The organism is Dietzia sp. B19 (assembly GCF_014145155.1).
GTDB classification, from domain to species: Bacteria; Actinomycetota; Actinomycetes; order Mycobacteriales; family Mycobacteriaceae; genus Dietzia; species Dietzia natronolimnaea.
On the sequence record NZ_JAALED010000051.1, the window covers coordinates 1 to 5,318 of the forward strand.

The 5,318-nt window shown below is 69.6% G+C and carries 6 protein-coding genes; 4 read left to right on the top strand and 2 right to left on the bottom strand.

Annotation, left to right across the window (positions count from 1 at the left end; genetic code table 11):
• Positions 1-107 precede the first annotated feature (107 nt).
• Positions 108-608 (bottom strand): PH domain-containing protein, encoded by a 501-nt coding sequence (locus G6020_RS02175; RefSeq protein ID WP_187700482.1) that lies wholly within the window; start codon positions 606-608, stop codon positions 108-110.
• Positions 609-633: 25 nt separating this feature from the next.
• On the opposite strand from G6020_RS02175, the gene G6020_RS02180 reads away from it, so the two are divergent.
• Entirely contained in the window at positions 634-1,764 is a 1,131-nt protein-coding gene (locus G6020_RS02180) for a tocopherol cyclase family protein (RefSeq protein WP_182609521.1), read from the top strand.
• A 17-nt stretch (positions 1,765-1,781) separates the two neighbouring features.
• On the opposite strand, the gene coaA is transcribed toward G6020_RS02180, so the two are convergent.
• Entirely contained in the window at positions 1,782-2,714 is a 933-nt protein-coding gene (gene coaA / locus G6020_RS02185; protein WP_182609522.1) for a type I pantothenate kinase, read from the bottom strand.
• Between the two features lie 133 nt (positions 2,715-2,847).
• On the opposite strand from coaA, the gene glyA reads away from it, so the two are divergent.
• From glyA to G6020_RS02200, 3 genes are all read left to right on the top strand, one after another.
• On the top strand, positions 2,848-4,152 hold the full coding sequence (glyA, locus tag G6020_RS02190; RefSeq protein WP_182609523.1) for a serine hydroxymethyltransferase: 1,305 nt from the start codon (positions 2,848-2,850) through the stop codon (positions 4,150-4,152).
• Between the two features lie 107 nt (positions 4,153-4,259).
• On the top strand, positions 4,260-4,874 hold the full coding sequence (locus G6020_RS02195) for a TetR/AcrR family transcriptional regulator (RefSeq protein ID WP_107749135.1): 615 nt from the start codon (positions 4,260-4,262) through the stop codon (positions 4,872-4,874).
• Between the two features lie 35 nt (positions 4,875-4,909).
• The coding region (locus G6020_RS02200) for a LysR substrate-binding domain-containing protein (RefSeq protein ID WP_182609524.1) at positions 4,910-5,318 on the top strand (409 nt) is incomplete at its 3' end.

Sequence of the window (5,318 nt, forward strand, 5' to 3'; positions counted from 1 at the left end):
CACGACGGTGCTCGCGGCGATGGTCCGCCGGTCGAGCGGCAGCCATTCGGGGGCGGGCTCCGCGGGGTCGGGCCGCGATGCCGCGAAGTGCTGCGTCCCGGGCGTGGTCACGTCGCGTCCCGCTGGTCGTCCTCGGCCAGGAGCGTCAACCTGTCGACCATCTCCTCGGCCTGCGCGGCGTCGAGGGCGCTGATGCGGACCGCGCCAGAGGAGGAGGCGGTGGTGACGACGACGGTGGCCAACCCGAACTGACGCTGCAGTGGACCGCGGGTCTTGTCGACGGTCTGCACCCGGGAGAGCGGCGCGGCCCTCCATTCCTCCCAGAACAGACCACTACGGCTGTAGATCGCCGTGTCCGTCGCTTCCCACCGGTGGATGGCCCAGCGCACCCGGGGTACCGCGACCAGTGCCACGGCGGTCGCGGCCGCCCACCCCGCCGCCACGAGCAGGACCCAGGGGAACAGGACCAGGCCCAGGACCACGGCCACCACCAGCGGCCCCGCCATCCACAGTGCGACCTGCGCCGTCCACCAGCGCCGACACCGCGGGTCGACGCGGTGACGTGGTGGCCTGAGTCCGATCGATGACGAGTTCACGGTGTCCAACATAGGGCCCTGTGGAACGCTGGCGTGCATGACACTTCACCGGCGCTACCGGGCCACCGGCGCAGACCTGCCCTTCGGCGATCCGCTCCGCGCGCACGGGGTGGCCATGGAGGGATACTTCCTCCGCGTGACCGATCGCGACCGCGGCCGCGCCCTGATCGCGCTCATCGGGATCAACCGGGGGCCGGACGGGCACTGGGCGACGCTCGGCCTGGCGTCCGACGAGGTGCCTCCCCGGCCAGGGGAGATCGGGGCCCCCCGGCCGGGCGTCGGCGCGACCTCGTCGTCGTCATCTACCGAGGCGGGGACGCCACCCGCGAGGTCGGGCACGTCGTCGTCTCTCCGGCTGGCCGCCGCGCCCGAGGGGTGGGCCGATCCCGACCGCCTGGGGGCCCGCTCCGGGGATCGGTTCGAGTACCGACCGGACGGGGTGACCGTGGACATGGGCGAGGGGGCCCGCCTCCACGTGGAGATCACCGATCCCGTGGAGTGGCCGCACCGGGCCGTCGGTGGGTCGAGCGTCTTCCAGGCCGTTCCCGCCCTCAACCAGTACTGGCACCCGTGGTTGCTCGGCGGTCGGGCGCGGGGCTGGGCGGAGCTGGACGGCCGGCACTGGGAGTTCGACGGCGCCGATGTCTACGGGGAGAAGAACTGGGGCGCCGAGGGCTTTCCGGACTCCTGGTGGTGGGGGCAGGCGCAGGGATTCTCCGAACCGGACACCTGCGTGGCCTTCGCCGGCGGGCAGATCCATTCGGGCCCGCTGCGCACCGAGGTCACCGCCCTCGTGGTGCGACTTCCGGATGGTCGGGTGATCCGGCTGGGAAACCCCGTGGTCTCGCCGGTCCGGGCGCGGGTCGCTGATGACGTCTGGGCACTCGAGGGGCGCGGTTACGGTTGGCGGATCCGCGTGACCGGGCGGGCGCCCCTGGGTCGGGCGCACGTGCTGCCCGTGCCGTTGCCGTCGGAGAAGCGGAACTCGGCGGGCGCGATCGAGCACCTGTCCGGTGAGCTCGAGGTGGAGGTGAGCCGGTTCGGGCGCCATGTCTGGAGCGATCACAGTCCACAGGCCGCACTCGAGCACGGGGGGCTGGACCGCGCCGAGGCCGAGTTGCGGCGGCGTGGCGTACCCGTGGGGGAGACGGGCGCCGCGCCGGAGTGAACGAACCCGGGAGCGCGTCAGATCTTGCGCAGGCGCAGCCGCTGGATGGAGTGGTCCGAGTTCTTCCGCAGCACCAGCGTCGCGCGCGGCCGGGTCGGCAGGATGTTCTCCACCAGGTTCGGGCGGTTGATCGACATCCAGATCTCGCGGGCGGCGAGCCGGGCCGCCTGGTCGGACAGATCCGCGTAGTGCGCGAAGTGCGAGTTGGGGTTGGAGAACGACGTGCTGCGCAGTTCCAGGAAGCGCTCGACGTACCACTTCTCGATGTCCTCGATCTTCGCGTCCACGTAGAGCGAGAAGTCGAACAGGTCCGAGACCATCAGCCGGGGGCCCGTCTGCAGGACGTTCAGGCCCTCGACGATGAGGATGTCCGGGCGCTTCACCTCGATGAACTCGTCGGGGACGATGTCGTACTTGGTGTGCGAGTACACGGGCGCGCGGACGACCGGGGCACCGGACTTGACCTCGGTGACGAACCTCAACAGCGCACGCCGGTCGTAGGACTCGGGGTAGCCCTTGCGGTGCATGAGCTGGCGCCGCTGGAGTTCGCGGTTGGGGTAGAGGAAGCCGTCGGTGGTGATCAGGTCCACCCGGGGGTGGGAGTCCCAGCGGGTCAGCAGCGCGCGCAACACACGCGCGGAGGTGGACTTGCCCACCGCCACCGAGCCGGCCACCCCGATCACGAACGGCATCGGGGCGTCCACGGTCTCGCCGAGGAACAGATTGGTCGACTGGAACAACCGCTGTCTGGCGGATACCTGCAGGTGGATGAGCCGGCTCAGCGGCAGGTAGATCTCCGCGATCTCGTCGAGGTCGAGGTGTTCGCCCAGGCCTCGGAGGCCCTCGAGGTCTTGTTCGGTGAGCACCATGGGCATCGCACGCCGCAGGCGCCGCCAGCTTCGACGGTCGAACTCGACGTACGGCGTGTAGTCGCCGGCATGTCTGCTCACGGTTGCTGATTGTGTCAGGTGCCCACGGGGGAGAGGCCTCCAGGTGCCCTGGCACTAGACTGACGACGACGAGACGAGCCGTGGCCCCGACACGATTCGTACGAAGTGAGAAGCCCACCTGCGAGGAGCAACGATGACCGACCCGAACACCGACGTGTTCACCGCTTCCCTGTCCGAGCTCGATCCGGAGGTCGCCGAGGCGATGGCCGGCGAGCTCGCACGACAGCGAGACACGCTCGAGATGATCGCGTCGGAGAACTTCGTGCCGCGCTCGGTCCTGCAGGCCCAGGGATCGGTGCTCACCAACAAGTACGCCGAGGGCTACCCGGGCCGGCGGTACTACGGCGGTTGCGAGCACGTCGACGTGGTGGAGAACCTGGCTCGGGACCGCGCGAAGGAGGTGTTCGGCGCCAAGTACGCCAACGTCCAGCCGCACGCGGGCGCCCAGGCAAACGCCGCCGTACTGATGGCACTCGCGGCGCCGGGCTCCAAGATCATGGGCCTGTCCCTGGCGCACGGTGGTCACCTCACCCACGGCATGAAGCTCAACTTCTCCGGCCAGCTGTACGAGGTCGCCGCCTACGAGGTGGATCCCGAGACCATGCAGGTCAACATGGACACCGTCCGCGAGATGGCGCTGGCGGAGAAGCCGGACGTGATCATCGCCGGCTGGTCGGCCTACCCGCGGACCCTGGACTTCGCGAAGTTCCGCGAGATCGCCGACGAGGTGGGGGCCAAGCTCTGGGTGGACATGGCGCACTTCGCCGGCCTGGTGGCCGCGGGACTGCACCCGAGCCCGGTTCCGCACGCCGACGTCGTGTCCACCACCGTCCACAAGACCCTGGGCGGGCCGCGCTCCGGCATGATCCTCACCAATGACCTCGAGCTGTTCAAGAAGCTCAATTCAGCGGTGTTCCCCGGCCAGCAGGGTGGGCCGCTCATGCACGCGATCGCAGCCAAGGCCACCGCCATGAAGATCGCCGGTACCGAGCAGTTCCGCGAGCGCCAGCAGCGGACCATCGAGGGCGCCAAGATCCTCGCCGAGCGGCTCATGGCCGACGACTGCCGCCAGGCCGGCGTGTCCGTCCTCACCGGAGGGACCGACGTCCACCTGGTGCTGGTGGACCTGCGCGAGTCCGACCTCGACGGCCAGCAGGCCGAGGACCTCCTCCACGAGGTCGGCATCACCGTCAATCGCAACGCCGTGCCGTTCGACCCCCGTCCGCCGATGGTGACCTCCGGTCTGCGGATCGGTACGCCCGCGCTGGCCACCCGTGGTTTCGGGGCCGAGGACTTCCGCGAGGTCGCGGACATCATCGGCACCGCCCTCGCGGCGGGTACGGACGCCGACATCACCGCCCTGCGTGGACGCGTGTCCGCGCTGGCCGCGGCCAAGCCGCTGTACGAGGGCCTCGAGGACTGGACGATCCTGGGCTGAGCGTAGGGGGCGGGCCAAGCGCAGGGGGCGCCGGAGTGGATGGTTCCGAGTCGGATGCGACGTACTCCGAACCGCGAGGTTCGAGGCCACGGTCAGGGGGATGAGGGATGGTGCAGCACGCCAGGATGGAGAGTTCCAGGTCCAAGAGGAAGGCGATTCTCCGGGTCGCGGTCGACCACTTCGGATCTGCTGGATACGAGCACACCAAGTGGGCGACGATCGCGCACGAGGTGGGAATCGGTCAGACAGCGCTATATCACTACTTTGAATCCAAAGCTCACTGCCTGCTCACGATCATGAGTACCGAGCTCGACCACTCTCATCGGCGCTTCTCTGAGGCCGTGAAGGACTCCGTGGATGCTGAATCGGCTCTGCGGGCCGCGGTGCGAGGTGTATACGACGTCACCGCCAGTGAGGCGCTTCAAGCCCGAATTCTGGTGCACCACGTCGGCATCCTGGAGACCACGCGTTCCACTGAGCGAGAAGAGGAAGAGCGCCAGACGGCGGTGGAGCACTCGCGCGCGGTGGAGCAGGACTGGATCTCGTTGCTGGCGCGCGGAATGGACTCCGGTGAGTTCCCACGGCGGGACGAGGAGGAGCTGGGACGGCTGATTCTGGGAATGGTCAGCTCCGTGTGGACCTGGTACCGGCCGGATGGGGTGCGGCCCCTCACCGCGATCGGCGATTCGGTGGCAGATGCCTGTTCACGGTTGGTGCACTGATCCGGGGTTCACGGAGCAGCGGCTACCGTTGAGGGGTGAACGAGGATACCGGTCCGGACCGGCGGAGCCTGGCCATCGGCTACGTCCCGGGCGTGCAGCCCGACAAGTGGCTCACCCGGTGGCGCGAGCGCAATCCCGAGGTGCCGATCTCGGCGCGGCGCTCGGGGGATCCGCGCTCGGCGCTGGCCCGGGTCGCCGGGGACGTGGGGTTCGACGTGATCTTCCTCCGCGAACCCGACGCGGCCCCGCGATCCTCGCCGCCCGGCCTGCTCAGGGTGCCGCTGTACACCGAGACCATGGCGGTGCTGGCGGAGAAGGATCACGAGCTGGCCGCGTTCGACACGGTGGCCGTGGCGGACCTCGAGGGCGAGCAGTGGCTCGACCCCGTCGACGCGATCGCCGCGACCCCGGACGAGGTGTCGGCCGCGGTGGACCTGGTCGCGG